Below are 26,689 nucleotides of genomic sequence, written 5' to 3' on the forward strand. Positions count from 1 at the left end.
GGGTCACCCGGACTTGCGGGTCGCCCACTCGCGGATCCGGTCGATCCGCGCGGCCAGCTGGTCGGCGGTCGCCACGGCCGCGGCGGGGCCGCCGCACTCCTTGCGCAGCGCCGCGTGGGTGATGCCGTGCGCCTGGCCGGTGCGGTGGTGCCAGGCGGCGACCAGCCCGTTCAGCTCCCGGCGCAGCACGCCCAGCTGCTCGTGGGTGGAGACCTCGGCGACCGTGTCGGGCCGTGGCCTCGCCGGCGCGCTCTCGGTCGCCCGCTGCTTCTTGCGCCGCTCGCTCTGCCGGGCCTGGAGGAGCTCGCGCATCTGGCCGGGGTCGAGCAGGCCGGGGATGCCGAGGAAGTCCATCTCCTCCTCGCTGCCGACGTGCACCTCGCCCTCGTGGCCGAACTCGCCGCCGTCGTAGAGGACGCGGTCGAACCGGGCCTCGGAGCCGAGCGCCTCGTAGCTGCCCTCGAGCTCGTCGGAGGCGCCTTCGGCGGCGTTCGCGCGGTCGAGCATCTCCTGCTCCGCGGCGAAGATGTCGTCGTCGTCGCGGACCACCTTGCCCAGCACGTGGTCGCGTTCGACCTCCATCTCGGAGGCGAAGCCGAGCAGCGAGGGCACTGACGGCACGAACACCGACGCGCTCTCGCCCCGGTTGCGGGCGCGCACGAAGCGTCCGACGGCCTGCGCGAAGAACAGCGGCGTCGCGGTGGTGGTGGCATAGACGCCGACCGCGAGCCGGGGCACGTCGACCCCTTCGGAGACCATCCGCACCGCGACCATCCACCGGGCGTCGCCCTCGCTGAACTGGGCGATCTTCTTCGAGGCCGCCTTCTCGTCCGAGAGCACGACGGTCGGCGCCTCACCGGTGATCGAGCGCAGGGTCTTGGCGTAGGAGCGCGCCGAGTCCTGGTCGGTCGCGATCACCAGCCCGCCGGCGTCCGGCACGTGGCGGCGTACCTCGGAGAGCCGGCGATCGGCCGCCTCGAGCACCGAGGGGATCCAGGAGCCCTTGGGGTCCAGCGCGGTCCGCAGCGCCTGCGAGGTCATGTCCTTGGTCAGCGGCTCACCGAGCCGGGCCGCGATCTCGTCGCCTGCGCGGGTGCGCCACTGCATCTGCCCGGAGTAGGCCAGGAAGAGCACCGGGCGCACCACGTGGTCGGCGAGCGCGTGCGCGTAGCCGTAGGTGTAGTCGGCCACCGACCGCGGGATCCCGTCGGGGCCGGGCTCGTAGGTCACGAACGGGATCGGGTTGACGTCGGAGCGGAACGGAGTGCCGGTCAGGGAGAGCCGCCGGGCCGCCGGCTCGAACGCCTCGCGGATGCCCTCGCCCCACGACAGCGCGTCGCCGGCGTGATGCACCTCGTCGAGGATCACCAGCGTCTTGAACCGCTCGGTGCGGATGCGCATCGCCAGCGGGTTGACGGCGACGCCGGCGTAGGTCACGGCGACGCCGAGGTAGTCCTTGGAGGTGCGGCCCTTGCCGGCGGCGTACGCCGGGTCGAGCGGGATGCCCGCCTTCGCCGCCGCCTCGGCCCACTGCGTCTTGAGGTGCTCGGTCGGCGCCACGACGACCAGCCGGTCGACCAGCCGGCGACCGAGCAGCTCGGCGGCCACCGACAGCGCGAACGTGGTCTTGCCGGCGCCGGGCGTGGCGACCGCGAGGAAGTCGCGCGGCAGGGTGTCGAAGTACTTCCGCATCGCCGCGGACTGCCAGGCGCGCAGCGACGGCGCCGTCCCCCACGCGGCCCGCTCCGGCCAGGCCGGGGTGAGCGCGTTGGGCTGGGGGGCGACCTCGGGCCGCCCGGTCACGCGTCGGAGCCCGAGCCGCCGGACCCGTCGCCCGAGCCGCCGGGGCCCAGGCCCTCCCAGATCTCCTTGCAGTCCGGGCAGACGGGGTACTTCTCGGGGGCCCGGCTCGGCACCCACACCTTGCCGCACAGGGCGACGACCGGGGTGCCCATGACCATGGCCTCGGTCAGCTTGGACTTGTCCACGTAGTGCGAGAACCGCTCGTGGTCGCCCTCATCGGTCGGGACGGTCCGGCGGTCCTCACGGACGTCGGTGTCGGTGGAGAATCCGATGGTGGTCACGGGGCCCCACTGTACGTCAGTTGAGCTCGGGGTCGGCGGGCCTGGTGGAGTGCCAGGCCAGCTCCCCGGGCTGGCGACGCAGCACCCCGCGCCACAGGTCGCGGGTGTCGAGGCGGAACACGTCCGCCTCCTCGCCGGGGACGACGTACCAGCTGCCCTCCTCCACCTCGTTCACGAGCTGCTCGGCCCCCCAGCCGGCGTAGCCGGCGAAGATCCGCAGCCGGTCGATGGTGCCCGCGAGCAGCTCGACGGGGGTGTCCAGGTCGAGCAGGCCGAGGCGCCCGGCACCGTCCAGCGCGAGCTGCTGGAAGCCCACGGGCACGTCGCTGGCGTCACCGAGCCGCGCGACGGCGAGTGCGCCCTCGGTGCTGACCGGGCCGCCCTGGAAGAGCACCTCGGGCTCGGCGACCAGCTCTCCCCAGTCGGAGAGGACCTCGGCGACCGGCACCGGCGAGGGCCGGTTGAGCACGACGCCCAGAGCCCCCTGCTCGTCGACGTCGAGCAGCAGCACGACCGTCTCGGCGAAGTTGGGGTCGAGCAGGGCAGGCGTGGCGACCAGCAGCATCCCGGCCCGCAGCTCGCTCATGGGCCCATCATGGCTCACCGGCCGGCTCGGTCCCAGGCTCGTCCCGCTCGGCGCTCGGCACGGGGCGGCGAGGTGGTCAGGCCGGCAGGACCGCCTTGAGCCGGTCGAGCAGACCGGCCCGGTGGTGCCGGCGGGTGGGAGCCGCAGGCGGGGTCAGGCCGGCGCGGGCACGCAGCTCGATCTGCTCGCCGATGCGCAGCGCCGCGGCGTCCTCGGCGCTCACCCGCCCCGCCATCACCGCGAGCATGGTGCGCTCCTTGATGGTGGCGCGGGCCATCGCGGCGGCGGTCGCACGATCGCCGGGCTGGCTGCGCTGTCGGTCGAGGATGGCGCGGACGCCGGGCATCTCGGCGGCGGCGCCGCGCCAGGCGGCCACGACCGCGTCCTCGAGGTCGAGGGGCTGGGCCATCAGCTCGCGCTCGATGCGCCCCGACAGCCGGGTGTGCCAGCGCAGTTGCAGCGCGCCGACCAGGCTGAGCTGGTCTTCGAAGGTCTCGGCGACGCCGGGCACGTCGCGGGGCAGCCGACCGTCGCATCGCTGGTCGGCGACGGCGATCACCCGGCGCAGCGTGTCGCCGCGGTTGGGCCGCGGAGCTCGGCCGCGGCGGGTCGAGGGGCTGGTGTCTCGGGGGTTGGCACGGGTGGTGGCACGGGGGGTCGGGCTCATGTCGGCTCCTCGTCGTCGACTCACATACCGCGAGTACGTACCCAGAGTATGACTTCGACTATCGGTATCCAAACGCCCTGCCCTGGTGACGGTGCTCACGCATACCGCCGGTCGGTCATAGACTGCGCGAATGGCCAAGTCGACGGCGTCCAAACTCGTGCCGAAGGTGCCGGGGGTCCCCGGCGTCAGCCGCCGCCAGCAGTACTCCGCCTCGACGAAGCGGGCCCTGGTCGACGTCGCCGAAGAGCTGTTCACCACCAACGGCTACGCCGCCACGTCGCTGGACGCGATCGTCGCCGGCGCCCGGGTCACCAAGGGGGCGCTCTACCACCACTTCAGCGGCAAGCAGGCACTGTTCGAGGCGGTCTTCGAGCGGGTCGAGACCGATGCGTCGAAGACGATCCAGAAGGCGCTGCGCGGCAGCAAGGACCCCTGGGAGAAGGCCCTCGCGGGCCTGCAGGCGTTCCTGGCCGTGGTGCGCGAGCCGAGCTATCGCCGGATCGTGATCCAGGAGGGTCCCTCGGTGCTCGGCTACGAGCGCTACCGCGAGCAGGAGGAGCGCTCGACGTTCGCGAACGTGCTCGAGATCGTCCGCTCGGTGCTCAGCGCCGGCACGTGGGAGCTCGAGGAGGACATGCTGCAGACCTTCGCGCGGATCTTCTTCGGCGCGATGTCGTCGGCCGGCGAGTCGGTCTCGAGCGCCGACGACCCGGTGGCCGCCGCCCAGCGCGTCGAGACCGCGATCGCCTTCATCCTGCAGGGCTTCCAGGCGCTCGCCGACCAGGGCGTCCCGCTGCCCGGCACCGGGGCCGACGAGCCCCAGCAGCTGCCCGAGGCCGCGGCCGACGACTGACGCGGGCGACTGACTTCCAGGCCGACCACCGCCGACGCGTCGATCGTTTCCCCGACCCGCCGCGAAACGGCGGGAATCACTGACGTCGAGCGCAGCGAGCTCCAAGCCTCTCCCGGCGCCGCGCAGCGGTGTGGGACGGAGTCCCGGCGTGCTACTTGGTGAAGGTGACGTCTCCGTTGGCGGCGGGCACCAGCTCGATCCAGGTGTGTCCGGCGGGGACGGTGAGCGGGCCGGCCTGCGTGGAGAGCTCGATGGGTGCATCGAGGCCCGCCTTCGACCAGGCGCCGCGGACCAGGCGGCCGTCGTGGAAGATCATGGCGTCGCCCTTGCCCTCGAGCTTGCTCTCGGGCACGGAGTTGCCCGCGGGGTCGAGGTAGCCGGCGTCGCCGACCTCGACGCGCAGCACCAGCACGGTGTCGGCGGCGAACTCGTCGCCGTCGGCGGCGAAGCCGTCGACCTGGGTGTAGCTGCCGCCCTGGAAGGTCCAGTTCGTGGTGTGGTTGCCGAAGCTGGCCGCGATGGTCTTCGCGGGCTGGCCCTGCGGCAGGTCGCCGGCCTCTCCCCAGGGCAGGTAGTCGCCGGGTCGGGCCGGCTTGCCCGCGGCCAGCGTCGCCGTCTCCTTGAGGTCGGTGAACAGGTTGTAGGGGGCACTGCGCGAGTCGTCGCGGTAGAAGCCCTTCGCGCCCTCGGCGAAGAACTCGATGCCGGCGTCCTTGATGCGGGTGATGGTGACGCCGGCGGCGCCGCTGGTGACGACGGATCCCTCGACCGGCGAGACGATGCCGATGTCGGTGGCCCGCATGGAGCGGACCGGGCCCACGACCTCGGGCAGCTCGGAGTAGAAGAAGGTCGCCAGCCGGGTGGTGCCGCCCTCGACCAGCTCCTCGACGACCAGGTCGGCGGAGCCGAGCCCGACCTGCGGGGCGCTGGAGGGCGAGTTGTCGATCTTGACGACCATGACCGGGTGCTTCTTCGCGGCGCTGTCACCGGTGGGCACCTCCAGGCCGGTGAGCGGCCAGAACTGCGGCTCCTCGGGGGTGGCCGGCGTCGGCTCGCCCGCGGCGGGAGCCTTCTCCTCGTCGTCGCCTCCCCCGCACCCGGCCAGCAGGACGCTGGTGGCGATCAGGGCGGTGGCGAAGAGTCGGGCACGGCGCACGACGGGACTCCCAGGGTGTGGCGCGCCGGTGCGGCGCGGGGCTTGCGGTTGCACTTGCGGGGGCTTGCGGTGTTGCGGTGGAACGCGACCTCAAGTGTGTGGGCGCGCCGGTCCCCGGCCGGGGAGGCGCGCCCACCTGTGGCGCGGGTCGCGCGGCGGGGCCGCGCGGTCGGTGGCGACTCAGCCGAGCTTGCCGCCACCGTCGACGTAGAGGGTCTGGCCGGTGATGTAGGACGCCTCGTCGCTGCAGAGGAACGCCGCCGCGGCGGCGATGTCCTCGGGGAAGCCCACCCGCTTGACGGGGTTGGCCTCGGCGTTGAGCTTGCGGAACTCCTCGACGTCCATCTTCAGCCGGGCCGCGGTGGCGTCGGTCATCTCGGTGGCGATGAAGCCCGGGGCGATCGCGTTGGCGTTGATGCCGAACGGGCCGAGCTCGATGCCGAGGGTGCGGGTGAAGCCCTGCACGCCCATCTTCGCCGCGGAGTAGTTGGCCTGGCCGCGGTTGCCGAGCGCCGAGACGCTGGAGAGGTTCAGGATCTTGCCGTACTTCTGCTCCACGAAGTGCTTCTGGGCGGCCTTGGTCATCAAGAACGCACCCTTGAGGTGGACGTTCATGACCAGGTCCCAGTCGTCCTCGGACATCTTGAACAGCAGGTTGTCGCGGGTGATGCCGGCGTTGTTGACCAGCACGTGGATGCCGCCGAGCTCGGCGACGGTGCGGGCGATGGCCGCGTCGACCGAGGCGGCGTCGCTGACGTCGCAGCCGATGCCGACGGCCTTGGCGCCGTCGGCGAGCGGCAGCCGGCCGGCGGCCTCGACGGCAGCGGCCTCGTCGAGGTCGATGACGGCGACCGAGGCGCCCTCCTCGGCGAACCGCTTGGCGGTGCCGAAGCCGATGCCGCGTGCCGCACCGGTGATGACGGCGACGCGCCCGTCGAAGCGACCCATGATGTCCTCCTGAAGACGTTCCTGCGATGGTCGAGGTGGCTCCCCCGGTGGTCGAGCCTGCCCCCGGTGGTCGAGCCTGCCGAGACCACACCCTAGGACAGGCTCACCCCAGGGCCGCGCGCAGTCTCGCGGCGTACGCCGAGCGCTCGGTCGCGTCGGCGTACTTGTGCCGTGGCCAGAAGAAGCCGCGCAGCCCGTCGCCCCTGGTGCGGGGGACGACGTGGAGGTGCAGGTGCGGCACCGACTGGCTGACCACGTTGTTCATCGCGACGAAGCTGCCCTGGGCTCCGAGCCCGTCGACGACGGCGGCGGCCAGGCGCTGCGCGGCCTCCAGGAAGGGGTCTCGCAGCGACGTCGGCAGGTCGGTCAGCGTGGCCACGTGCGCGCGCGGCACGAGCAGCAGGTGGCCCTTGAAGACCGGTCTCTGGTCGAGGAAGGCGACCAGCTCGGCCTCGTCGAGCACGACGTCGGCCGGCAGGTCGCCCGCGACGATGGCGCAGAAGACGCAGCCCTGCTCCCCCATCAGCGGCTCGGCCTCCCGGACGCCGTGCGCGGCCGGATCACTTGCAGGTCTCCGCGCCGGCGCACCCGCGAGGCACGAACACCCGGCCGCTGCTGCCGGTGGCGTCGAAGTGGTGGGAGTCGCTGGTGCCGTAGGTCCAGCGCAGGCCGTGGCGCGACATCAGCGCGACGACGGGGTGGCTGCGCGAGCGCCAGGCCACCCGGGGATGGCTGCGCCCGACCCACCAGGAGTTGGGGGTCCAGCCGTGGGAGGCACGGTAGGGGTTCTCCCACGGGTTGACGTCGAGTGACCGCCCGTAGGAGTGCGGCGAGCGGACGCCGGGCCGGCCGACGACGTGGCGGCAGTTGAAGGCCGAGGTGTTGCCGGCCGCCATCGAGCGGTAGTCGTCGGCTCCCTGCAGGCGCCGGGACCAGCCGAACCGGTCGACGCGGTACATCGAGCGGATCGGCAGCTTGCGCCGGTACATCTCGGCGAGCGCCGCCGACATCTGGCCGACCCCTCCGGAGGCCGCGACGACCTCGCCGCGGTAGCGGTAGCCGTCGTAGCCCCAGTAGTTGATGCGCAGCAGACGCAACCCGGAGCGGCCGACCGGGCAGCCGGCGTGCCAGCTGCGGCCGACCATCGAGCGCCACACGGTGTCGGGGATGGTGGTGATGACCGGGTTGGCGCCCTGCCCCACCGCGCGCGCCTGCCGCGGCAGCTTCACCCGCGGCCGGGGCGCGCCCGCGGGCAGCCGGACCGGGTCGCCGGGGGGCAGGTTGTCGAGGCGGTGCACCCGGCTCTGGTCACGGCGGAGCCAGTCGGTCGCCCGCACGCGCGCCCGCCAGCGGCTGTCGACTCGGGGCCGCACGCGCAGCTCGGCCTTGCCCTGCCCGCCGGTGCGGATGGTCCGGAAGTGGCGCCACCGCTTCGTGCCGGCCAGGCGGTGCTGCACCCGGACGGGTACGGCGAGGGGGTCGCCGCCGGCGGTCCGCGCCCGCACCCGCAGGGTCACCGTCCGGCCGTCGACCACCCGCTTCGGTCCACCGATGGTGACCCGGGTGCGGACCTTGCGCAGTTCGACGCCCACCCGGCCGCTGCTGCTCGGCGCCCAGGCCGGGTCGCCGGCATAGCCGGCCCGGAAGGTGTTGTCGCCGGCTGTCTTGCGCAACGTCGCCTCGGCGGTCGCGGCCCCGGCCTCGTCGGTGGTCAGGACCGTGAAGGTCGACCACTGCCCGTCGACCCGCCGCTCCACGGTGACCGCGGCACCGGGCACGGGCTCGCCTGTCTCCGCGGTGAGCGTCGCCCGGAGGGTGCTGACGGACCCCGCGTGGGCGCGGGTTCCGTCGAGCACCAGCGTGGTGGGCGCCGGCTCCGTGGGCGGCTCGCCGGGGTCGCCCGGGTCGCCCTCGCCAGCGGTGGCCGGTGCCGCGGCAGCCAGGCTCAGGACGACGGCGAGGACCACCGCACCCGCCTGCCAGCGCCGAGCCCGGCCCGGCACGTTCGGTGGTGCGGGTTCGCCGGCTGTCGTCGATGGACCGAGTTCCATGCAGGGCAGTGTGCCTCACCTGGTCCAGTCCAGGGGTCATCGATCGCGGTCAGGCAACCTTCACCGTCACCGCCTCGACCGACTCCGGCAGCCGGGCCGGCAGCGCTTCCTCCACCACGGTGGCCACGTCTTCGAGGTCGCCGAGGCCGGCGACGTCGGCGTCGTCGGTGCAGGTGAGCGTGACCAGCAGCGTCATGGTCTTCACCTCCCCGCGCCGACGCCGGCAGCGTGGGCAGTCGTGGATCTCGCGCAGCACCCGGGCGTGCTGCGCGGTGTGGTCGCCCGCCTCCGTGGCGCCCCTGAGCGAGGCGCCGACCATCCGAAGCATCGCGAGCTCATGCCTCAAGCAGTTCCTGCGCATGGGTCCTCTCCCTCCGTGTCCAGGTGGAGTGACCCCCCTCATCGTCAACGCAGGTACCCGTCCCGGGGTCACGCGATGCCCCGTGGGGCCATGGTGATCAGCCTCGGCCGGCAGCGCCGAGCCAGTCCTCGAGGGCGTCGACCGCCGAGTCGGGGTGGTCGGCGAAGACCCCGTCCACCCCGGCCTCGAGGAACGCGGTGACCTCGGCGTGCACGTCGCCCTTCGCGTCGGGGTCGGTGCCGCGGCGGAAGTTGGTGGCCATGAACTGGTTCTCGTCGCGGATCGTCCACACGTGGACGACCAGGCGCCGAGCATGCGCGTCGGAGACGAGGGCGCTCGGCTCGAAGGCCGCTCCGGTGGCGGGGTCGCGGGGCAGGACGAGGTCCTTGTGGACACCGATGCCGTCGGCGTACTCGGCGATCTCGGCGAGTCCGGCGGGGGTGGCCAGGTCGGCGTAGGTGCGCGGGTCGCCCATGGCCTGCAGGTCGTAGGGCGCCCCGGAGCCGTTCAGCAGCTGCGCCAGCGGCGCCCTGGTCATCGTGTCGAGGTCGCGCAGGTTGGCGGTCTCGAAGGACTGCACGACGACGGGGGCCTTGGCCCGGTCGAGTCGATGGCGGCGCAGCGACCTGACCAGCGGCTCCTCGAGCGAGAGGCCGATCGAGTCAAAGTACGTCGGGTGCTTGGTCTCGGGGTAGACGCCGATCCGGCGTCCCGTGCGGCGCGACTCCTCCCGGACGAGCGTGAGCACCTCGTCGAACGTCGGCACCTCGAAGCGACCGTCGTAGCGGGTGTTGTCGGGACGGACCTCCGGCAGCCGTTCGACGGCGCGCAGCGTCTTGAGCTCGGCGAGCGTGAAGTCCTCGGTGAACCAGCCGGTGACCGGACGGCCGTCGATGGTCTTGGTGGTGCGTCGGTCGGCGAACTCCGAGTGGTCGGCGACGTCGGTGGTGCCGCTGATCTCGTTCTCGTGACGGGCCACCAGGACGCCGTCCTTGGTGGCGACCAGATCGGGCTCGATGTAGTCCGCACCCAGCCGGATCGCCAGCCGGTACGCCGCGAGCGTGTGCTCGGGCCGGTAGCCGGAGGCGCCGCGGTGGGCGATGACGATCGGCGTGGCCTGCCGGTGGTCGGGCCGCGCCTGCGCGGCCGGCGCGGGGGCCTCGGCATGGGCCGTGCCCGTCAGGGTGACGAGCGTTCCGGTAGCGAGCAGGCCGACGGTGAGGGTGGCGGTGAGGGTGGCGGCGGTGCGCCGCAGGGGCGTGGTCCGAGAGTGCATGCCCGCAGCCCATCGACCGCGGGTGACCGGCCGGTGAGCCCCGAGTGACGGCGGGGGGTCGTGCCGGCGGCGGATCAGACGTTCGGCGCGACCCGCTGGCCGTCGTCGTCGTACTGCACGTCGGCGAAGTCGATGGCGCGCTTGAGGTTGGACAGGGCGGTCACCACGACGTTGCCCAGCGGGCCCTCGCGGTCGAGCACCGCGACGGTGCCGACGACCACGCCGTCGATCTCGACCCGGTCGACCGCGGAGAGGCCGATCTCGACACCGACCGGGCGTCGCGCGAGGGTGAGCGTGAGGTCGGTGTTGATGTGCTCGACGCCCTTCGAGCCCCAGTTGAGCACCAGGCTGGCGCCGTCGGCGCTGGCCGCCGCCGCCTGGAACGGGGTGGCGGGCTCGCCGTGCACGACCGGCACCGCGGTGCTCCACGACTCCTTGCGCGCGCCGTTCTGGTGCTCGAGGAAGTTCTGCGACCACTCCGCGGAGCTGTGCATGAACGGCACCCGCGGCCGGTCGCTGGGCGGGACGACGTCCTCCGGCGGCGGTCCGGGCCGCTCGGCCGGGCTCCACAGCTCGCCGGTGCCGGACTCGGTCGGCCGCAGGAAGAGGGCGCTGGCCCGGGCCACGCGGTCCTCGCCCTGGGTGAGGTCGACGTCGACGAGGCACAGCCGCGAGCTCTGCCGCACCACCTGGGCGCTCACCCGGCCGGGCACCATCCGGGCGGGGCGGAACAGGTCGACGGTGAACCGGGCCGGCACGAACGCGCCGAGCCCGAGGGCGTCGGTGACCTGCTCGGCGCCGCGGGCGAGCGCGCCGCTGACGGCGACGCCGTGCATCTGGTCCTTGCTCCAGGCGCTGCACGCCAGGTCGTTGGGGACCAGGAGCGTGTCGTCGTCGCCGTCGAGGTGGAAGTAGCTGATCTGCACGCGCTCATCCTCCCCGAACGTCCGGCAGCGTGAGCACGCACACCCGACGTCTGGGACCGAAGACCCTTCTGACACGCCGAGGCGGGAGCGTAGACGGGAGCCATGACGACGCTGCCGCGCCCGCGCGACCCCCAGGATCACGAGCAGAAGCAGATCCTCCGACTCCACGAGTCTCTGCACGAGCGACTGCCCGACCACCCGGTCGAGGCGATCGAGGAGCAGGTCGCCCGGGTGTACGAGGAGTACCGCGACTGCCGGGTGCGCGAGTTCCTGCCGATCCTGGTCGAGCGCGAGGTCATGAACCGCCTGGTCTGATCTGGCCCGTCCGGCGCCGTCACGTCGCTGTGCCAGGATCGCGACGACGGGCTATCGGACCAGCGGAGGGCGAGGTGACGGCGGTGTCCGCCAACCGGCAGTACGAGGTCGAGCGCAAGTACGACGTCGCGCCCGACGGCGGCGAGGTCCCGGACCTCTCCGGCCTGCCGGAGGTGGCCGAGGTAGCGCCCGCCGAAGAGCTCGACCAGGTCGCGACCTACTTCGACACCGACGGACTCTCGCTGCTCGCGGCGCGCGTCACGCTGCGCCGCCGGGTCGGCGGGGTCGACGACGGTTGGCACCTGAAGCTGCCCGCCGGCGAGGGACGGCGCGAGGAGGTCCACGTGCCGATCGCGGACCCAGACGATGCCGACGAGACGGTGCCCGCCGAGCTGCTGACCCGGGTCCGGGCGATCGTGCGTGACCGGCCGATGCTCGTGTCGGCCGAGCTGCGCACCCACCGCGTCGCGCACCGGCTCCTGGACGCCGACGGGCAGGTGCTGGCCGAGCTGTGCGACGACCGCGTAGAGGCCCGCAGCGCCCGGACCGGGGCCGGCGTCGAGCGCTGGCGGGAGTGGGAGCTCGAGCTGGTCGACGGTCCGCCGGAGCTGTTGGAGGACGCCGAGCCGTTGCTGCTTGCGGCCGGCGCGCACCCCTCGGCCAGCGCCTCGAAGCTGGGCCGGGTGCTCGCCGAAGCGCTGCCGCCGACCCCGTCGTGGCGCAGCGCGGGCCCGGTCGGCGCGGACGCCTCGACCGGCGAGGTTCTGGTCGGCTACCTGGCCGAGCACCTGCATCGGTTGCACGAGGAGGACCGGCGGCTGCGAACGGGCGACCAGGAGGGCGTGCACCAGTTGCGGATCGCGGCCCGCCGGCTGCGCTCGGCCCTGGCGTCGTACGCGCCTGTCCTCGATCGGGGTGAGGCGCTGGCGCTGCGCGAGGAGTTGCGCTGGCTCGGCGGCGTGCTGTCGGCGGCGCGCGACGCGCAGGTGTCTCGCGAGCGCCTGCTCGGCCTCGTGGGCGAGCAGGCCGACGAGCTGGTGCTCGGCCCGGTCGCCCGGCGCATCGACGACGAGTTGCGGGCGGCCTTCACCGCGGCCCGCGCCGCCGCCGAGGAGCAGCTCGACGGCTCGCGCTACTTCCGGCTGCTCGACCGGCTCGAGCGCTTCCTCGACGAGCCGCCGACCCGGCCCGACGCCCGGCAGCCCGCCGACCGGATGCTGGCGACACTGCTGCGCCGCGACCTGCGGCGGGTGAAGCGCCGACACCGCGCCTACCTGGCCGCCGACTCCCCGGCTCGGCGCGAGGTGGCCCTGCACGACGTGCGCAAGGCCGCGAAGCGGCTGCGCTACTCGGCCGAGTCCGCCGGCCCGATCGTCGGGGGGCAGGCCGCGCAGCTGTCGTCGCGGGCGAAGGCGCTGCAGCAGCTGCTCGGCGAGCACCAGGACACCGTCGTGGCCCGCCGCGTGCTGCGTGACCTGGGGGTGCGTGCGCACCTGGCCGGCGAGAACGGGTTCACGTTCGGGCGGCTGCACGCCCTCGAGGAGGCGCGGGCCGCGGAGCTGGCCGGCCGCTACCCGGGTGTCTACGACGATCTGCCGCCCACCTCGGGGCTGCGCTCCTGGCTGAGCGGATGAGCGGATGTGCGGCCCGCGAGCCTCCCCCCAGGCTCGCGAGGCCGCTATCTGAATTCGTATGCCCCACGGGCCTCACCGACCAGCGGAAACGGGCAATCCGGACAATCCCGAACAGCCGGTGAGCCGGCGCGCCGCTGGTTAGGATCCCCCCAGAGGCAGGTGGAGGCCACAGGTGAAGGCGGGGCGAACGGTGGAGACGAGCGAGACACAGGTCGACTCCCCGCACCGCGTCACCTGGGACCTGTTGGCCACCGAGCTGCAGTCCCTGCGGCGGAGCGCCGGCGACCCGTCGTACGCCGAGATCGCACGCCGGATCAGCGAGCGACGGCTGGGCGACGGTGCGACCGAGCACGCGGCCCGCGTCGCCCGCACCACCGTCTACGACGCCTTCCGCACCGGGCGCGCGCGGGTCAACCTCGGCCTGGTCCGCGAGATCGCCTCGGCGCTCGGCGCCGACGACGCCCTGGTCGACGGGTGGGTGGCCCGCTGCCGGGAGGACGACCGTCCGGCCGAGGCCACAGGCGTGTCGGTCCCGGTGGCGGTGCCGGCCGAAGCGGCCACCATCGACGTGCCCGAACCGGCTCCGCCCCCGGCCCGCCGCCACGTCCTGCTGCTGATGCTGGCCTGCGTCGCGGTGAACCTGCTCGGGCGGTCCTTCGTCGACCTCTTCCACCTGCCGATCTTCCTCGACATGGTCGGCACCGCGATCGCAGCGATCGCACTCGGCCCCTGGCGCGGCGCCGCCGTCGGCCTGGCCACCAACCTCATCGGGGTGCTGCCCAGCGGCGCCGAGTCGATCCCGTTCGCCGCGGTCAACGTGCTGGGCGCGCTGGTCTGGGGCTATGGCGTGCACCGGTTCCGGCTCGGGTTGACCCTGGCTCGGTTCTTCCTGCTCAGCGTGCTGGCCGCGGTGGCGTGCAGCCTGGTCGCGGTGCCGATCCTGGTCTTCCTCTACGGAGGCTTCACCAGCGGGCACGGCGACGAGCACATCGTGGCCACGTTCCTGGAGCTGACCCAGCAGCTCTACCTGGCGGTGAGCGTCTCCAACCTGCTGGTGTCGATGGCCGACAAGCTGATCAGCGGGTTCGTCGCGCTGGTCGCGATCTCGGCCCTCCCGCTCGCGATGCGAGCCGGGCTGCCGCTGGTCCTCGCCGACGCCGGCGACCGGCGCTGACCAGCTCGGGACCACCGGAGGCCGGGGAGCGGCTCCCCGGCCTCCGATGATGGCGTCAGGGACGCCGCGGCGGCAGGGTCACAGCAGGCGGCCGCAGTGCGGCCACGGCGACCGGCCGCGCTTCTTGTAGAGCAGCTTGGCGCGGTAGGTCTGCTCCTCCGCGGAGGCGCGGTGGGCCAGGCCGCTGCCGCCGACGCTGTGCCAGGTGCCGGCGTCGAACTGGTAGAGCCCGTAGTAGCCGGCCGGGTTGACCGCGCGAGGGTTGCCGGAGGACTCGCAGTTCGCCAGCGCCCGCCAGTTCAGCCCGTCGGCGCCGGGGACGCTCCCCCACCGCTTGCCGACCAGGACGCGGCGCGGCCGGGGCGAACGGACCTGCTGGCGGCGGATGTCGGTGTCGACCTTGACCCCGTTGTGGAAGGTGCGCTTGATCCGCACCACTCGGATGCCGGCCCGGCCCGGGCGGACCACGCGGCGCTCGCCGGGGGCGAGGTGGTCGACGGCCCGGGTGATGGTGCGCTGGCGGAACCGCTCACGGCGCTCGGTGACGCCGGTGCGCACCCTGATCACCTGGACGGCGTCGCCGTCGCGCAGCTTGCGGCGCGGCCCGTGCGGGACGCGGCGGCCGTCGCGGAGCAGGCGCACCAGGTCGCCTCGACCGACCTCGACGCCCTCGGAGCGCACCAGGTAGACCGGGAAGCTGCGGCTGGTCTGCACCCGCCGGACGGGCTGGCGGCCGACCTTCAGCCGGACCAGGGTCGTGGGGACGGTCGCCTCGGCGGCCTGCGGGTCGGCAGCCTCGGTGGCCGGAGCCGGCTCGGGGCTGGGCGTCGGCTCCTGCGCCGAGGCGGCGCCGGGAGCCAGGGTGATGCCGGCGGCGGCCGCGGCGATCGCCGCCATGCCGCGTCGCAGCTGGCCTGTGGTGGACGGTCGGGCAGGGGTGTGGGGGCGCAGAGACAATGCGCTGACCTCGCTCTGTGTCGTTCTCGACGCCTGCCGACTGCGGTGAGTCCCCGGGGGCACGACGGTGGGCCCCCGGCAGGCGTCCGGGCACGACTGGCCACAACACCCGGTCCAGACCAGGGCATTCCGTCTCGTGACGTGACCTGGGACGCACCGGGCTGCCCGGCGGCGGGCCAGGCTGGCGGCTCAGGCCGGCGGGTCGGCGGCCGCGGCGAGGTCGCGCACGGCGTACCGGTGGTGCTCCCACTCCTCGCCCAGGATGACGTGCAGGCACGAGCGCACGGTCTCGGGGTGCTCGGGGTTCCAGGGATTGCGACGCGGCTCGTCGAGCAACTCGGTGGTGATCGAGTCCAGGAAGCCACGCACGGCGGCGACGCGGCCGGCTCGCGCGTCCAGCACCTCGGCGTACGACGGCTGCTCGGTCGCGAAGACCGACAGGTCGTAGCCGTCGGTCTCGTACTCGGCGTTCGGGACGCCGAGCGGGTGGAAGGGCTGGCTGCGCTCGAGGATCGCCCGGCCCAGCCACACGTCGGTGGCCATGACCAGGTGCCGCAGGGTCTGCGCGAAGGACCACTCGCCGTCGACCGAGACGTCGACGGTCCCGGGCGGCATGGCCGCGACCCGGTCGAGGGTCGCCGCCCAGGTGCGCTCGACCGCCGCCCAGGCACTGCGCAGGCCCTCCGGGGTCTCGGCGCGGCGCTGGTCGCGGCCGGGGAAGCGGCGGTCCAGCTCGGCGTCGACCAACGGTGCGACGTCGACGCCGTTGACCAGCAGGGAGCCGCCGACCTCGCCCAGCCACGGGGCGTCGATGTCGGCGCCCTGGACGTCGACGCCGCGCATGACGGCGCCGGACAGGTCGGCTCTGACGAAGCGGGCCCCGCTGAGGTCGGCGTCGACGAACGCTCGGGGCTGGGATCCGGCGGGATCGGTGGTCGTGTCCATGGCGCCAATCTCGCACCCCTGACCGCGCGGGATCCAGAGCTGCACAGGCGAACGGCCCGGCACCCTCCGGGTGCCGGGCCGCTCGGGACTCAGCAGATCACTCTGTCCTGATCAGCTCGATCAGGGAGTGGTCTCGACCTCGTCCTCTCCCTCCTGCTCGGCGGTGCACTGCTCGAGGCGCTCGTTCGCCTTGGCGAGCCGCTGGACCTGTGCCTTCTTGGCCTTGGCGGCCTTCTCCTTCTTCTCCTTGGCCTCCCGCAGCGCAGCGCGGGCCTCGGCCTTCTCGGAGCGCTTGTCGGCCTCCGCGACGTCCTCCTTGGCCTCGGCGACCTTCTCCTTCTGCTTCTCGAAGACCGCGGTCACCCGGGCGAGGGCGGCCTCGGCCTTCTCGACCTGGGTCTCCTCCGTGGCGCAGGGGTTCTCCTCGGGGGCGGGCGCAGGGGCCTCGTCGGCGTACGCGACCGGGCCGGCGACGGCGAGGGCCACGCCGGAGACGAGGGCGGCGGTGGTGAGACGAATGCGGTGCATGTTTGGGACTCCTCGTTGGGGGCGGTGCTCTGCGCGAAAGCGCCTTCACCTCATGCCTGTCGTGGACCATCGCCGTTGTTACGTCTCGAATCGAAGTCGTGCGGACCCGGGCCGACTACGGTCGGCTCATGACCTCCTCGACTGCTGGCTCGACCGCTGGCTCGACCGCTGGCTCGATCCCGGATCCGATCCCGGCGGCGCGCCAGCGGGGTCTGCGCAGGTTCAACCTGGTCGCCGCGGCGCTGCACCTGGTGCAGGCGGTCGCGGTGGTCGCGCTGGCGACCGACTTCGCACTGCCGGTCACGGCCAGCTACCTGGCCGGCCCGCCGGGCACCGACCCGCAGGAGCCGACGGTGCTGTTCGACCTGCCGACCGGCCTGGCGGTGGCGGCGTTCCTGGCGCTCTCCTCGCTCGCCCACGTCCTGGTCTCGACGCTGTGGTGGCGCGGCTACGTCGGCGATCTGGCACGGGGCATCAACCGGGCGCGCTGGGTGGAGTACTCCTTGTCGTCCTCGCTGATGATGGTGGTGATCGCCCAGCTGGTGGGGATCGCCGACGTCACCGCACTGCTGGCGATCGTGGGCGTGAACGCGTCGATGATCCTGTTCGGGTGGCTGCAGGAGAAGTACGAGGCGCCGGGCACGGGTGGCTGGCTGCCGTTCTGGTTCGGCTGCATCGCCGGCGCGGTGCCCTGGATCGCGGTGGTGGTGTACGTCGTCGCGCCGCAGTCGCCGTCGGAGGCGAGCCCGCCGGGCTTCGTCTACGCGATCGTGGTCTCGCTGTTCTGCTTCTTCAACATCTTCGCGCTCAACCAGTGGCTGCAGTACCGCGCTCGCGGGCGCTGGGCCGACTACCTGTTCGGTGAGAACGTCTACATCGTGCTCAGCCTGGTGGCGAAGTCGCTGCTGGCCTGGCAGGTCTTCGGCGGGACGCTCGCCGGGTAGGGCGCGGAGGCGGCTACCGTGGGCGTTCCGGTCCGACGACCACCCCGAGGGTGACCACGATGGCGCACATGGCTCCGCACCAGGTCGTGCTCCACGGCCACGAGCTCTCCTACGTCGACAGCGGATCCGACTCCGGCCCCGTGCTGCTCTTCATCCACGGGATCCTCGGCTCCCAGCGACAGTGGACCCACCTGGTCGACGACCTGGACGACGACCACCGGGTGCTCATCCCCGACCTCTTCGGCCACGGCGAGTCGGCAAAGCCGGTGGGCGACTACTCGCTCAGCGCGCACGCCGCGACGCTGCGCGACCTGCTCGACCACCTCGACATCGAGCGGGTCACCCTCGTCGGGCACTCGCTCGGCGGCGGCATCGCGATGCAGTTCTTCTACCTCTTCCCGGAGCGGGTCGACCGCCTGGTGCTGGTCGCCAGCGGTGGCCTGGGCCGCGAGGTCAACCTGGTCCTGCGCTCCGCGACGCTCCCCGGCGCCGCCCAGGTGCTCAGCGTGATCGCCTCCGCGCCGGTGCTCTCCCGGATGGAGGCCCTGGGCCGCGGCGCGACCAAGGTCGGCTGGCGGCCCGGGTCCGACATCAACGCGATCTGGCGCGGCTTCAGCTCGCTCGGCGACCGGGAGAGCCGGCAGGCCTTCCTGGCCACCACCCGGGCCGTGATCGACATCGGTGGGCAGACCATCAGCGCGCACGGTCACCTCGAGGACGTCGTGCCCTGCCCCACGATGATCGTGTGGGGCTCCAAGGACCGGATGATCCCGGCCTGGCACGCGATCAGCGCCCAGCGCGCGGTGCCCGAGTGCCGGGTCGAGCTGTTCGAGGGCGCGGGCCACTTCCCGCACCTCGACGACCCGGACCGGTTCGCGCGCGTGCTGCGGGAGTTCATCGCCGACGACGCGGAGGCCGAGCGGCCGGACCGGCCGGGGGCCTGACGCCTCCAAACGTCGGGACCGACTCATCCAGACGATCGCCGGCGATCGGGGCGCTGGAGGGGTCGGACGTGGACGGCGCACCCCTCGGCTCCCAGAGCGACCTCGATGCAGGCGTAGTCATCGGGCGCGTCCCGACCGGTCATGGTGCAAGCGGCCGACGTCCAGCCGTGGGGGCCTTCGACAGGGGTGACCTCGACCTCGAAGTAGCGTTGCATCTGCTCACTGACCTGCATCAACGGCTGGTGCGTCCCGAAGAGCCACACCTCGATTCGGGGCTCGTCGAGCGGTACGCCTGCCGGGCTCTCCGGCGGCTCGTCGTCGGCGGCGTACTGGACCGCCTGCGCGAACACCGGGGCGTTCGCCGCGTCCCGCGGAGGGCTCCCCGCTGGTCGGAAGAGATGGGTGTGGCCGAACTCGTGGTCGTGGAAGGGCAGGTGTGCGAGGGCCTGCATGCCCGGCGACTCCGAGATCCGGTCGACGAGCTCGGCGACGTCGTCGTCGGTGAACGCCGAGGGGGTGAAGAGCAGCAGGGCACGCGGCTGGCCGTCCCGGTCGAGCAGGACCGGGATCCAGGTCAGGCCCATCGTCTCGAACACGGCGCCGGCGCGCGCGATGTGGTGCCGCGGCCACACCGCCACCTCGAGCACGTTCGTGCCGAACCGGGTGAGGTGGATCCAGGTGTCGACCGCGCCACCGGGCCTGGACTTCGCCCCTCGGTCCTCGCTGGACGTCATGGCGTGCCCCCCTCGCGTCCACCGGGCGCACCATCGGCCACGTTCGGCGTCAGCAGTTCTGCCAGGCCGGCCTCGGCCAGGCGCCGGTGCACGTGAGCGCGGTAGCGCTGCTCGACCCGCTCACCCGGCTCATGCTTGTAGTGGCCCACCGCTGTCGGCGAGTAGTGGTAGACGCCGACGATCCGCTCGGGGGTGACGCCGACCTGGGCGAGCACGTCGACGTGGTTCATCAGGCGCCGGTAGGTCGAGGCGTTGCGGGGGCTCGGGTCGGACGAGTGGCCGAGCGCGACGATCACGGGGTCGCGCGCGCCGAGGAGCTCGATCTGGCGGGCGAGCGACTCCACCGCGGCGCGCACGAGATCGGCCCCGGTGGAGACTCGCGTCGAGTCGCCTTCGGTGATGTCGGGATGCACATCGGTCATGTAGGCCCCCCACAGCCGCGTGCCGCGGCACGCCTCGGCGAGGGAGTGGTCGCGGTGGCGGGGACCGGCGTGGAAGTTGTGCCACGGGGTTCGGACGTGTCCGGCCGCGGCGATGCCGGGGTTGAGGGCGACCAGGAGCACGTCGGCGTGCACCAGACCGTGCGCCACGTGGTCGGGCGGGAAGGAGAGGTCGCTGTCCTTGGTGAACTCGGCACGGGGGTGCGGATCCGGCCCCCAGACCGCCCAGGAGGAGGAGTCGGCGTAGGCGGCCATCGTGGTCAACAGGTCGGGCATCGGGTCCTCAGGTCGGGCTGTGGGGCCCGGAAGTCAAGGCGACAGCCGGGCGGGCGGACGGGTTCAGGTCGTGCCGTCGTCGCCCGGCGACGACCCGATGTCCGAGTACTGCCAGAAGACGACCCCGAGAACCGCCATGAGCGGCCCGGCCACCGCGGCCGTGATCCAGACGTCGCCCCATCCGCCGCCCGCCTGGACCTGGGCGATCGCGAAGGCGAGGTCGGCGATGAAGAACAGACCGATGATCAGCGAGATCTTGGTCAGCTTCGCGTCGACCTCCCTGTCGCGCTTCTCCTGACGATCCTTGGCGTCCTGCGCGGCGTCGATGGTCTGTTGCCGCGCCGCGGCGTCCGCCTCGCGACGCTCCTGTCGCGCGAGGTCCTCCAGCCTGAGCCGCTCCGCTGCGGCCTCCGCGGCCGCCGCTGCGGCCGCGGCGGACCGTTTGTCGTGCGCCGCACGAACCCGAGACGCCTGCTGCTCGAGCACCCTGGTCACCTGCGTCTGCTCGACCTCGATGTCGGCCAGCAGCTCCGGGACGCCGGCCGCGGACTGCAGCGACCGGAGCACGCCGGTCTCCTCCTGACGGCCCGGCAGCTGGCTGAACCACACCTGGTTGCGTGCCCGGATCAGCCTCAGCTCCAGTGCGAGCGCCTGCTCCGCGACCTCCTCGGACACCGCGAGGTAGCCCAGCACCTCTGGGGAGTCCGGTGCCGCGCCGGCCGGTGGCGGGCTCGGCCAGGTGACACCGGTCGCCAGCTCTTCGGCGTGGGTCTGGAGCTTCTCCGACTGCCGGATCGTCAACGCGGCCAGCCGCACCGCGTTGCGGTGCACCAGGCCGGCTGTCCGTGCGTGCTCGACGTTGTGGAACCCCTTCCGCCACCAGACCGCGCCCTCCCGCTCGTGGACGGTGCCTCGCTCCCCGACGCCCCGGGTCCCCACGAAGGCCATCCCGGTCGCAGTGGCTCGCGCCCAGGTCGATCCCAGCCAGAGCCCGTCGCGGACCGCGTCGTCGACGCCTCTTCCCGGCTCCCATGCCTGGGTGAGGCGCTGGCCGCCCGTCATCCGCCAGGCCCACTCCTGCTCCGCCGACCACTGCGTTGCCCCACCGCGCGGGCGGAATGGCGAGGGAGGCACTTCGCCCTCGGGGACCAGGTGGGAGAGGACGAACGGGCGCCAGGCGCGCAGGGCGCACTTCGTACGCCATGGGTCGACCTTCGTCCCAGTCGGCCCGATGGGGTCGAAGCCGAGGGCGCTCAGCAGCCGAGCCCACTGCTGGAACGTCATCACCCGGAGCGGCTGGCCCATGCCCTGTGGGTCCTTCGACCCGTAACCGAGCCGCACGTCCGTATTGGCCGCGGGCAGGGCGAAGTAGGCAGCCGCGGCGCCGGGGTCGGCCAGCGCCTGACCGGTCAGCATCACGTGCACGACGACGAAGGAGTCGAGATCGCCGTGGCCTTTCCGCACCTCCGGCTCCTGGCCGTCGGCGGTGGTCGGGCGCGAGTAGTTCGGGAAGTGCAGAACCTCGATCGCCCGCACCACGCACCCGGGCGGCAGCGCGGCCGCCGGCCGCCGCTTGGCGACCTCGACTGCCCCTTCCTCTTCGGACTGAGCCGCAGCCGAAGCCGCAGTCCACCCGGCCGCATCGGACAGGCTCGCCAAGGTCAATGGCTCACCCTTGGTCTTCCCGCTCCGCGCATCGGTGAGCCCTTCGTGACCATGAGCCGTCCGCCCGTCGCACACCGGGTCGAGGGCCCAGCGGATCCGTTCGTCGGCAACGGGGTCCCACACCACCTGGTTGGGGTTCGTGAACGCGTCTTCACCCGGGAACAGCTTCTGGAGATTCCACTCGGAGCGACCAGCCGGCAGGACGTGCTTGTCCGTGCGAACGACGGGCACGACGATCGCCAGCGAAGCGTGCGCCCACTGCGGTTCTTCCACAGGTCCTCCAGAGCTGTCGTCGATGTCGGGCGCGCGACGGCAGCGGCCGCGAGTCCGGTGTCCTTGCGAGACTTCCGCACCACGCCAGGCGCCAGCAGCGGGATCGGTCAACCTCGGACAACTCCGAACAGCGCTGCCGTGTGCAGGACTGTGTCCTGACGCAGACACCGATCGCATCGGCCCGGGATCATCGGGCGCGGGGAGCCTCGGAGCCAGCAGGCTGGGACGCGACAGGAGGGACCACCGATGATCGCCGTGCTCAACCTCGCCGTGGACGAGATCGAGTCGCAGCTCGCGACCGATCCGTCGACCCCGGTGGACGTCGCCGACCTGGCTGCCCGCACCGGCACCACCGAGCACCACCTGCGACGGATGTTCTCGTCGCTGGCCGGGATGCCGATGTCGGAGTACGTCCGGCGGCGCCGGATGTCGCTGGCCGCAGCCGACATGGTCGGCACCGGTGACGACCTGCTGGCCGTCGCGGTGCGTCACGGCTACGGCTCGACCGAGGCGTTCGGGCGCGCGTTCCGGGCGGTCCACGGGGCCGGCCCCGGCGACGTACGCCGCGATGGCGGTCCCCTACGCACACAACCACGGATCAGGTTCCACCTGACCGTCGAAGGGAGCGTCCCCATGGACACCCGCATCGCCGGGCTGCCCGCCTTCCGCCTCGTCGGTCACGCCAGGCGCGTGCCGCTCATCCACGAGGGCGTCAACCCGCACATCGCCGAGCACGTCGCGTCGATCCCGGTCGAGGAGGTCGTGCGGCTCAAGGGCCTGGGCGACGTCGAGCCCTTCGGGGTGCTGTCGGTCAGCAACGACCTCGACCCGGACCGCGAGGAGGGCAGCGAGCTAACCCATCTCCACGGCGTGGCCACCACGGCCGCGCCGCCCGAGGGGCTCGACGTCATCGAGGTCTCCGCGGGCACCTGGGCGGTCTTCCGCACCGAGGGACCTCATCCGGCCGCGCTCCAGGAGGCCTGGGCCGCGACGGCTACGACGTGGTTCCCGTCGCAACCGTGGCGGCTGCGCCCCGGGCCGGAGATCGTGGCGATGCTCGCCTTCGACCCGGAAGCCGCGACCGCGACCTGCGAGCTCTGGCTGCCGGTCGAGCCCGCCTAGCGATCAGCTCGTGCAGTCGGCTCCGGCTATCCGATTCGCAAGGCAGCCGGAGCATCCTCGGGAACGGCTGGCCGCCGGGGGGCCACCGGACGGACAGGTTCGTACGCCGTTCCGAGCGGCGGCCGCGGGTCGGGCTCGCCCTTGTTCGGCCACAGCGCGGTCGCCCGTTCGGCCATGGCGGTGATCGTCAGGGACGGGTTCACGCCCAGGTTGGCGCCGATGGTCGAGCCGTCGATGACGTGCAGGTTCGGGTGACCGCACAGCCGGTGATAGGCGTCGACGACCCCGGTCTCGGGAGTCGCGCCGATCACCGCGCCCCCGATGTAGTGCGCGGTCGCGGGCTTGCCCGCCAGATCGCTGGCCAGCGTCATCGGCTGGCCCCCGAACGCGGCGGCGTACCGGCGCACGACATCGTGGGCCAGCGGGATCCACGAGGGGTTGGGCGCACCGATGCCCTGACGCGTGCGCAACCTGCCCCGGCGCAGGTACGAGGTCAACGAGTTGTCGAGCGACTGCATCACAAGGAGCGAGACCGTCCGCTTCGAGGTGTCCTTGAGCCGCCGGGTGCGGAGGAACCGGGCAGGGTGGCGGAGCTGGTCGGTGAGGAACCGGAGCAAGCGGTGCGGGCCCCCGTCGATGAGCGGCACGTTCATCAGCGCCATCGCGTCCTGGGTCGGGCTGCTGTGGCAGAGCTCGACATGCGTAGCCGCCTCCGGGTGGAACGAGGACGTGATCGCGACACCGTGGTCGAACCCTTGGGGAGCCGCCGCGACCGCGGCGACGATCGCCTCCGAGTTCGACCGGGACCGCTCGCCCAGGACCGCGGAGATGTTCGGGAGCGAGCCGCTTGCCCGGAGCCGGTGCAGCAGCAGCTGGGTCCCCCGCGCTGCGGCCGCGAACACGACCTGGTCCGCAACGAACGTCCGCTGTGGCGCCGCTCGCTTCCCCGGGTGCCGGGCGATCACCTCGTACCGACCATCGCTTCGCGGGCGAACGTCGACGACTTCGGTCAGCTGGTGCACCTCGGCCCCCGCTGCCTCGGCGAGGTACAGGTAGTTCTTGGTCAGGGTGTTCTTCGCGTTGAACGGGCAGCCGGTGGTGCACCGGGCGCAGTGCACGCATGCGTTCCGGTCGGGTCCGACGCCGCCGAAGAACGGGTCGGGGACGCTGCGCCCGGGGTCGCTCTCGTCGAACAGCACCCCGACGTCGGTGGCCCGGAACGTCTCCCCCACTCCGAGGTCGGTCGCCACCCGGCGAAGCAGCTCGTCCGCCGGCCACAGGCGCGGGTTGGTGGTGACCCCGAGCATCCGCCTCGCCTGCTCGTAGTACGGCGCCAGCTCGGCCCGCCAGTCCGTGATGCCGGACCACGACGGATCGTCGAAGAACGCGTCGTGCGGCTCGTAGAGCGTGTTCGCGTAGATCAGCGACCCGCCACCCACGCCGACCGCGCTGAACAGCGAGATCTCGCCGAGCAGGCTCATCCGCATCGGCCCGAACATGCCCAACTTCGGCGCCCACATGCCGTCTCGGGAACCTGCCTCGGCGAAGTCCTGGTCGGTCCAGCGACGACCTGTCTCGAGCACGCCGACCCGGTAGCCCTTCTCGGTGAGCCGGAGCGCGGTGACGCTGCCGCCGAAGCCGGACCCGATGACGACGACGTCGTAGGAGGAGACGTTCTCGCCGGGCACGCACGCATTGAAGCCCAACCAGGCAGCCGCGCGCAGCAAGCGTCCCAACCGGGACGCACGAGGGCCGCTCGACGGATGTCGGAGCGGCTCTCGCTCGAGAGGTGATCAGGTGGTGGGTGGGGCCTTCGGTGAAGCCAGAAGTCGCAGGTCAGCGACCGAGGTCGATCCCACCGGCCGGCTCCGGTCGCGATCCCCAGGCCCGGCGGACGCGGGAAGCTGTTCGAGCTCGGCCACGGTCCGGGGTTACGACTGGACGCCGAGCGCTGAGGAGAGGCCGTTTGGCACTTCTCCGTTGAGGTTGGCGTTAGCGTGCCAAGAGGTACGAAGGGAGGCCGACAGTGTTGTCGGACATCGAGATCGCCAATGCCGCCACGTTGCGCCCGATCACCGAGGTGGCGTCGGAGTCACTCGGCATCGAGGCCGATCACCTGGTGCCGTACGGACACTTCAAGGCGAAGGTCGACCCGGTCTACCTGACCTCGCTCGCGAACCGGCCGCTCGGCCGGCTGATCCTGGTGACGGCGTTGTCGCCGACGCCGCCGGGAGAGGGCAAGACGACCACGTCGGTCGGCCTGACCGACGCCCTGCACGGGATGGGCCACCGGGCCATCGCCTGCCTGCGCGAGCCGTCGATGGGACCGGTGTTCGGCATGAAGGGCGGTGCGGCCGGCGGCGGCTACAGCCAGGTCGTGCCGATGACCGACATCAACCTGCACTTCACCGGCGACTTCGCGGCGATCGCCGCGGCCAACAACCTGCTGGCAGCCCTGATCGACAACCACGTCCACCACGGCAACGAGCTCGACATCGACGTGCGCAGCGTGACCTGGAAGCGGGTGCTCGACACCAACGACCGGGCGCTGCGTGAGGTGGTCGTCGGGCTGGGTAGCCCGATCAATGGGTTCCCCCGCGAGGACGGCTTCGACATCGTGGTCGCCTCGGAGCTGATGGCGATCTTCTGCCTGACGGAGTCGTGGGCCGACCTCAAGCGCCGCCTCGGCGACATCGTCATCGGCTACTCCCGAGCCGGGACGCCGGTCACCGCCCGCGATCTCGGCGCCGCCGGCGCGATGGCGGTCCTGCTGCGCGACGCGATCGCGCCCAACCTCGTACAGACGCTGGAGGGCGCGCCGGCGTTCGTGCACGGCGGCCCGTTCGCCAACATCGCCCACGGCTGCAGCTCGGTGATGGCCACGCGGGCCGGCCTGCGTCTGGCCGACTACGTCGTAACCGAGGCGGGCTTCGGCGCCGACCTGGGCGCAGAGAAGTTCGTCGACATCAAGTGCCGCATGTCCGGTCTGCGCCCCGACATCGCCGTCGTCGTGGCGACCGTGCGCGCCCTGAAGTACCACGGCGGCGTGGCGCTTGCCGACCTCGACACCGAGGACCTCGGCGCCGTCGAGGCCGGGATGGCGAACCTGCGCCGCCACCTGCACAACCTGCGCGAGGTGCACGGCATCCCGTGCGTCGTCGCGGTCAACCGGTTCCCCGCCGACACCGACGCCGAGGTGACTCGGGTGGTCGAGCTCAGCGAGGCGTGCGGCGTCACGGCGTACCCCGCCACGCACTTCAGCGACGGCGGCCTCGGGGCCCAGGACCTTGGCAAGTGCGTGCTGCAGGCGCTCGACGAGGCGGCGACGTCGGAGTTCTCGTTCACCTACCCCGACGAGCTGTCGCTCACCGAGAAGGTCGAGGCGGTCGCGACGCGCATCTACGCCGCCGGCCGGGTCACCTGGGACAGCAAGGCCCGCAAGCGCCTGGCACGCATCGAGCGGGACGGGTACGGCGGCCTCCCGGTCTGCATCGCGAAGACGCAGTACTCCTTCTCCACCGACCCGACCCTGCTCGGCGCCCCCACCGGTCACGAGCTCCGGGTCCGTGAGGTCCGGCTCTCGGCGGGCGCCGGGTTCGTGGTCGTGGTCTGCGGCGACATGATGACGATGCCGGGGCTGCCCAGCCATCCCGCGGCGTCGCGGATCGACCTCGCCGACGACGGGACGATCATCGGGCTGTCGTGAGCGCGGCCGGGCCGCACACTTCAGGCGGTGTGCATGCTCGTCCACGCGGTCGATGCCCACCTCGATGGCGCACCCCGGCCACCGGACATGACACGAGAGCCGCCCCGACTGGTGTCGGAGCGGC

26 protein-coding genes are annotated in these 26,689 nt (G+C 72.6%); 8 read left to right on the top strand and 18 right to left on the bottom strand.

The window, feature by feature from the left end; translation table 11 throughout:
- Positions 1-3: 3 nt before the first annotated feature.
- The 4 genes from D6B71_RS10530 to D6B71_RS10545 form a co-directional block, all read right to left on the bottom strand.
- Positions 4-1,803, bottom strand: coding sequence for a DEAD/DEAH box helicase (locus D6B71_RS10530; RefSeq protein ID WP_121254766.1), 1,800 nt, complete (start codon positions 1,801-1,803; stop codon positions 4-6).
- Positions 1,800-2,075 carry a DUF3039 domain-containing protein gene (locus D6B71_RS10535; protein ID WP_206051694.1) on the bottom strand — a complete coding sequence of 92 codons (276 nt, stop codon included), beginning with the start codon at positions 2,073-2,075 and terminating at the stop codon, positions 1,800-1,802. Before D6B71_RS10535 ends, D6B71_RS10530 begins: the two co-directional genes overlap by 4 nt.
- Before the next feature lie 25 nt (positions 2,076-2,100).
- The gene (locus D6B71_RS10540; RefSeq protein ID WP_121254771.1) at positions 2,101-2,670 is read right to left on the bottom strand and encodes a YqgE/AlgH family protein; all 570 of its coding nucleotides are present in this window, start codon (positions 2,668-2,670) and stop codon (positions 2,101-2,103) included.
- 76 nt (positions 2,671-2,746) lie between these two features.
- Positions 2,747-3,337, bottom strand: coding sequence for a hypothetical protein (locus D6B71_RS10545; protein WP_240641306.1), 591 nt, complete (start codon positions 3,335-3,337; stop codon positions 2,747-2,749).
- Between the two features lie 130 nt (positions 3,338-3,467).
- On the opposite strand from D6B71_RS10545, the gene D6B71_RS10550 reads away from it, so the two are divergent.
- Positions 3,468-4,190, top strand: coding sequence for a TetR/AcrR family transcriptional regulator (locus D6B71_RS10550; RefSeq protein ID WP_121254773.1), 723 nt, complete (start codon positions 3,468-3,470; stop codon positions 4,188-4,190).
- Between the two features lie 151 nt (positions 4,191-4,341).
- On the opposite strand, the gene D6B71_RS10555 is transcribed toward D6B71_RS10550, so the two are convergent.
- The 7 genes from D6B71_RS10555 to D6B71_RS10585 all read right to left on the bottom strand — a co-directional run bounded on the left by D6B71_RS10555 (position 4,342) and on the right by D6B71_RS10585 (position 10,908).
- Positions 4,342-5,346, bottom strand: coding sequence for a DUF3048 domain-containing protein (locus D6B71_RS10555; protein ID WP_164519614.1), 1,005 nt, complete (start codon positions 5,344-5,346; stop codon positions 4,342-4,344).
- Between the two features lie 180 nt (positions 5,347-5,526).
- Positions 5,527-6,294 (bottom strand): SDR family NAD(P)-dependent oxidoreductase, encoded by a 768-nt coding sequence (locus D6B71_RS10560; RefSeq protein WP_121254776.1) that lies wholly within the window; start codon positions 6,292-6,294, stop codon positions 5,527-5,529.
- A 103-nt stretch (positions 6,295-6,397) separates the two neighbouring features.
- On the bottom strand, positions 6,398-6,817 hold the full coding sequence (locus tag D6B71_RS10565) for an HIT family protein (protein WP_121254778.1): 420 nt from the start codon (positions 6,815-6,817) through the stop codon (positions 6,398-6,400).
- Positions 6,818-6,854: 37 nt separating this feature from the next.
- Positions 6,855-8,345, bottom strand: a complete 1,491-nt coding sequence (locus D6B71_RS10570) for a M15 family metallopeptidase (RefSeq protein WP_126688231.1) — start codon at positions 8,343-8,345, stop codon at positions 6,855-6,857.
- Positions 8,346-8,394: 49 nt separating this feature from the next.
- On the bottom strand, positions 8,395-8,691 hold the full coding sequence (locus D6B71_RS10575) for a hypothetical protein (RefSeq protein WP_126688232.1): 297 nt from the start codon (positions 8,689-8,691) through the stop codon (positions 8,395-8,397).
- A 112-nt stretch (positions 8,692-8,803) separates the two neighbouring features.
- The gene (locus D6B71_RS10580) at positions 8,804-9,982 is read right to left on the bottom strand and encodes a glycerophosphodiester phosphodiesterase (RefSeq protein WP_121254784.1); all 1,179 of its coding nucleotides are present in this window, start codon (positions 9,980-9,982) and stop codon (positions 8,804-8,806) included.
- A 74-nt stretch (positions 9,983-10,056) separates the two neighbouring features.
- The gene (locus tag D6B71_RS10585; protein WP_121254786.1) at positions 10,057-10,908 is read right to left on the bottom strand and encodes an acyl-CoA thioesterase domain-containing protein; all 852 of its coding nucleotides are present in this window, start codon (positions 10,906-10,908) and stop codon (positions 10,057-10,059) included.
- A 102-nt stretch (positions 10,909-11,010) separates the two neighbouring features.
- Between D6B71_RS10585 and D6B71_RS22735 the strand changes: the two genes are divergently transcribed.
- The 3 genes from D6B71_RS22735 (at position 11,011) to D6B71_RS10595 (ending at position 14,031) form a co-directional block, all read left to right on the top strand.
- Positions 11,011-11,223 carry a three-helix bundle dimerization domain-containing protein gene (locus tag D6B71_RS22735; protein ID WP_164519615.1) on the top strand — a complete coding sequence of 71 codons (213 nt, stop codon included), beginning with the start codon at positions 11,011-11,013 and terminating at the stop codon, positions 11,221-11,223.
- Between the two features lie 83 nt (positions 11,224-11,306).
- The gene (locus tag D6B71_RS10590; RefSeq protein WP_164519616.1) at positions 11,307-12,857 is read left to right on the top strand and encodes a CYTH and CHAD domain-containing protein; all 1,551 of its coding nucleotides are present in this window, start codon (positions 11,307-11,309) and stop codon (positions 12,855-12,857) included.
- A 190-nt stretch (positions 12,858-13,047) separates the two neighbouring features.
- Positions 13,048-14,031 (top strand): ECF transporter S component family protein, encoded by a 984-nt coding sequence (locus D6B71_RS10595; RefSeq protein ID WP_121254790.1) that lies wholly within the window; start codon positions 13,048-13,050, stop codon positions 14,029-14,031.
- A 78-nt stretch (positions 14,032-14,109) separates the two neighbouring features.
- Here D6B71_RS10595 and D6B71_RS23455 read toward each other — a convergent pair whose 3' ends face one another.
- The 3 genes from D6B71_RS23455 to D6B71_RS10610 form a co-directional block, all read right to left on the bottom strand.
- Entirely contained in the window at positions 14,110-14,928 is an 819-nt protein-coding gene (locus D6B71_RS23455) for a resuscitation-promoting factor (RefSeq protein ID WP_240641307.1), read from the bottom strand.
- Positions 14,929-15,177: 249 nt separating this feature from the next.
- On the bottom strand, positions 15,178-15,933 hold the full coding sequence (locus tag D6B71_RS10605; RefSeq protein WP_121254792.1) for a DinB family protein: 756 nt from the start codon (positions 15,931-15,933) through the stop codon (positions 15,178-15,180).
- A gap of 120 nt (positions 15,934-16,053) precedes the next feature.
- Positions 16,054-16,461: a hypothetical protein gene (locus D6B71_RS10610; RefSeq protein WP_121254794.1), complete on the bottom strand. Its 408-nt coding sequence runs from the start codon at positions 16,459-16,461 to the stop codon at positions 16,054-16,056.
- 128 nt (positions 16,462-16,589) lie between these two features.
- Here D6B71_RS10610 and heR point away from each other — a divergent pair, with 128 nt between their 5' ends.
- A complete protein-coding gene (heR, locus tag D6B71_RS10615; protein ID WP_164519617.1) occupies positions 16,590-17,405 on the top strand; it encodes a heliorhodopsin HeR in 816 nt (271 codons plus the stop codon).
- Between the two features lie 68 nt (positions 17,406-17,473).
- Positions 17,474-18,349 carry an alpha/beta fold hydrolase gene (locus tag D6B71_RS10620; RefSeq protein WP_121254796.1) on the top strand — a complete coding sequence of 292 codons (876 nt, stop codon included), beginning with the start codon at positions 17,474-17,476 and terminating at the stop codon, positions 18,347-18,349.
- A 23-nt stretch (positions 18,350-18,372) separates the two neighbouring features.
- On the opposite strand, the gene D6B71_RS10625 is transcribed toward D6B71_RS10620, so the two are convergent.
- The 3 genes from D6B71_RS10625 to D6B71_RS10635 form a co-directional block, all read right to left on the bottom strand.
- Positions 18,373-19,083 carry a hypothetical protein gene (locus D6B71_RS10625; protein ID WP_121254798.1) on the bottom strand — a complete coding sequence of 237 codons (711 nt, stop codon included), beginning with the start codon at positions 19,081-19,083 and terminating at the stop codon, positions 18,373-18,375.
- Positions 19,080-19,799 (bottom strand): hypothetical protein, encoded by a 720-nt coding sequence (locus D6B71_RS10630; RefSeq protein ID WP_121254800.1) that lies wholly within the window; start codon positions 19,797-19,799, stop codon positions 19,080-19,082. The genes D6B71_RS10625 and D6B71_RS10630 overlap by 4 nt, the downstream gene beginning before the upstream one ends.
- Positions 19,800-19,862: 63 nt before the next feature.
- A complete protein-coding gene (locus D6B71_RS10635) occupies positions 19,863-21,464 on the bottom strand; it encodes an AAA family ATPase (RefSeq protein ID WP_126688233.1) in 1,602 nt (533 codons plus the stop codon).
- 519 nt (positions 21,465-21,983) lie between these two features.
- Between D6B71_RS10635 and D6B71_RS10640 the strand changes: the two genes are divergently transcribed.
- Positions 21,984-22,859 carry an AraC family transcriptional regulator gene (locus D6B71_RS10640; protein ID WP_121254804.1) on the top strand — a complete coding sequence of 292 codons (876 nt, stop codon included), beginning with the start codon at positions 21,984-21,986 and terminating at the stop codon, positions 22,857-22,859.
- Between the two features lie 26 nt (positions 22,860-22,885).
- Here the strand turns inward: D6B71_RS10640 and D6B71_RS10645 are convergent, their stop codons facing one another.
- Positions 22,886-24,547 carry an FAD-dependent oxidoreductase gene (locus D6B71_RS10645; RefSeq protein ID WP_121254807.1) on the bottom strand — a complete coding sequence of 554 codons (1,662 nt, stop codon included), beginning with the start codon at positions 24,545-24,547 and terminating at the stop codon, positions 22,886-22,888.
- 338 nt (positions 24,548-24,885) lie between these two features.
- Here D6B71_RS10645 and D6B71_RS10650 point away from each other — a divergent pair, with 338 nt between their 5' ends.
- A complete protein-coding gene (locus tag D6B71_RS10650; protein WP_121254809.1) occupies positions 24,886-26,565 on the top strand; it encodes a formate--tetrahydrofolate ligase in 1,680 nt (559 codons plus the stop codon).
- Positions 26,566-26,689: the final 124 nt, after the last annotated feature.

This window comes from Nocardioides ferulae, assembly GCF_003660455.1.
Lineage (GTDB): Bacteria > Actinomycetota > Actinomycetes > Propionibacteriales > Nocardioidaceae > Nocardioides > Nocardioides ferulae.

Bases quoted from the DNA above. Each gene is read 5' to 3' on its own strand.
- D6B71_RS10565 (WP_121254778.1), bottom strand. From the start codon at position 6,817: ATGGGGGAGCAGGGCTGCGTCTTCTGCGCCATCGTCGCGGGCGACCTG.
- D6B71_RS10610 (WP_121254794.1), bottom strand. From the start codon at position 16,461: ATGCACCGCATTCGTCTCACCACCGCCGCCCTCGTCTCCGGCGTGGCC.
- D6B71_RS10630 (WP_121254800.1), bottom strand. From the start codon at position 19,799: ATGCCCGACCTGTTGACCACGATGGCCGCCTACGCCGACTCCTCCTCC.
- D6B71_RS10640 (WP_121254804.1), top strand. From the start codon at position 21,984: ATGATCGCCGTGCTCAACCTCGCCGTGGACGAGATCGAGTCGCAGCTC.
- D6B71_RS10560 (WP_121254776.1), bottom strand. From the start codon at position 6,294: ATGGGTCGCTTCGACGGGCGCGTCGCCGTCATCACCGGTGCGGCACGC.
- D6B71_RS10605 (WP_121254792.1), bottom strand. From the start codon at position 15,933: ATGGACACGACCACCGATCCCGCCGGATCCCAGCCCCGAGCGTTCGTC.
- D6B71_RS10625 (WP_121254798.1), bottom strand. From the start codon at position 19,083: ATGACGTCCAGCGAGGACCGAGGGGCGAAGTCCAGGCCCGGTGGCGCG.
- D6B71_RS10540 (WP_121254771.1), bottom strand. From the start codon at position 2,670: ATGAGCGAGCTGCGGGCCGGGATGCTGCTGGTCGCCACGCCTGCCCTG.
- D6B71_RS10545 (WP_240641306.1), bottom strand. From the start codon at position 3,337: ATGAGCCCGACCCCCCGTGCCACCACCCGTGCCAACCCCCGAGACACC.
- heR (WP_164519617.1), top strand. From the start codon at position 16,590: ATGACCTCCTCGACTGCTGGCTCGACCGCTGGCTCGACCGCTGGCTCG.
- D6B71_RS10550 (WP_121254773.1), top strand. From the start codon at position 3,468: ATGGCCAAGTCGACGGCGTCCAAACTCGTGCCGAAGGTGCCGGGGGTC.
- D6B71_RS22735 (WP_164519615.1), top strand. From the start codon at position 11,011: ATGACGACGCTGCCGCGCCCGCGCGACCCCCAGGATCACGAGCAGAAG.
- D6B71_RS10570 (WP_126688231.1), bottom strand. From the start codon at position 8,345: ATGGAACTCGGTCCATCGACGACAGCCGGCGAACCCGCACCACCGAAC.
- D6B71_RS23455 (WP_240641307.1), bottom strand. From the start codon at position 14,928: ATGGCGGCGATCGCCGCGGCCGCCGCCGGCATCACCCTGGCTCCCGGC.
- D6B71_RS10620 (WP_121254796.1), top strand. From the start codon at position 17,474: ATGGCTCCGCACCAGGTCGTGCTCCACGGCCACGAGCTCTCCTACGTC.
- D6B71_RS10580 (WP_121254784.1), bottom strand. From the start codon at position 9,982: ATGCACTCTCGGACCACGCCCCTGCGGCGCACCGCCGCCACCCTCACC.